This is a genomic window from Thiolapillus sp. (assembly GCF_048562965.1).
Classification (GTDB): Bacteria; Pseudomonadota; Gammaproteobacteria; order Chromatiales; family Chromatiaceae; genus Thiolapillus; species Thiolapillus brandeum_A.
Map to the genome: position 1 here is coordinate 1 of NZ_JBHNMF010000773.1, position 1,393 is coordinate 1,393.

1 protein-coding gene is annotated in these 1,393 nt (G+C 57.5%); it reads right to left on the reverse strand.

Features of this window, described 5'->3' with window-relative positions:
* Positions 1-158 precede the first annotated feature (158 nt).
* Positions 159-1,256, reverse strand: coding sequence for a glycosyltransferase (locus tag ACOCD2_RS19970; RefSeq protein ID WP_293649982.1), 1,098 nt, complete (start codon positions 1,254-1,256; stop codon positions 159-161).
* Positions 1,257-1,393: the final 137 nt, after the last annotated feature.

Here is a 1,393-nt window from a genome sequence, read left to right on the forward strand (position 1 = left end):
AGTTGTTGCGTAGTGCTTGGTGACCAGGACGGCTGGGGCACGAATAGGTTGTCAAAGGCCGAGTCGATTTTGGGGACTGGGATGTCCCAAAATCTATCACGAGGTCGAAGACACGCTTGAATCATTCATCAATGGCGGATTGCTTACAGAGTCGTTGCTCATGGCTTTCCTGCATCGTCGAGCGCATTCTTGGCTTCTATCCAGCGTGACAGGTATTCGGTGCTTTTCATGGAATGGTGGCGCAACATGGCGCCGGTAAAGTTGTTCAGGCGGTGGCGTTTCAGGTCTGAGCGGATGTTCTCTATGTGATCCATCACGCCGTCTGCCAGCACCTGGCTGTTGTAGCATTTGCTGATGAGAGGGTGAATGCGCTGCCGGCAGTCCTGCCACAGGTCTTCGTTCTCATGGAGTGAGATGGCAGCACGTGCGATTTCTTCCGCGCCGCTGGCAATGCTGCCGGGCCAGGGAAGCCCGCCTGACATTCCCTCGGCGCCGATGTCCGTGGTGACGCTGGGGGTGCCTGCCAGCATGGCATCCAGCAGCTTTCCCTTGATGCCCGCGCCGAAGCGCAGTGGCGCCAGGCATACCCTTGCATCGGACAACACAGCATGCGCGTCGTCCGCCCAGCCCCTGATGCGGAAGCCTGTACGGGGGTTGTCCAGCGCCATGGCCTTTTTCGGCGGATAGGCGCCGTAGATATGCAGCTCGGTATCGGGCAGTACCTTGCGTATGAGCGGCCATACCTGCTGCAGATACAGGACCGCATCCCAGTTCGGCGGATGGCGGAAGTTGCCAATGATTGCAAAATGCCTGCGTCGGGAAAAAGCCTTGCCCGAAGGCGGCAGGTGCTTCAGATCCACCATGAAGGGGAGATGATGGAGCAGGACAGGATCGACCCTGAAGGTATCCTGCAACAGCCGCACTTCATGGTCGGAAATGATGAGAGAGAGATCACTGCGCAGGATGGCCGCGATCTCGCGCCTGGCCAGATCGCTGAACAGGTCTTCCCGCTGCAGCGGCCGGTTTTCCTTTAGTGCCTGCCAGCGGGCTTTTCTCAGGCACTGCAGGTCTTCCGTGTCCAGTATCCGCAAAGCATCCGGACAGGCCTGCTCCACCCGCCAGGCAAACTGCTCTTCTGTCATGAAGCGGTCGAACAGCACGATGTCGGGCCGGAGACCGGAAACGAATGTATCGAAGCCCGAATCGTTTAGCAGGATATCGGCACCCTGGATGTTTTCCTTCTCCAGATCGGCCATGTGTGCCGAACGCTGGGCCGGTGTTTGTCAACAAAGTTGTCCGATTTAATCATGCAGCTCTGTCCAGCTTTTGTTCCTTAGCCCGAATCGCTTTGGGTGGGTTCAACCAAACATTTTCAATCCTGTCCCAGTTCCTG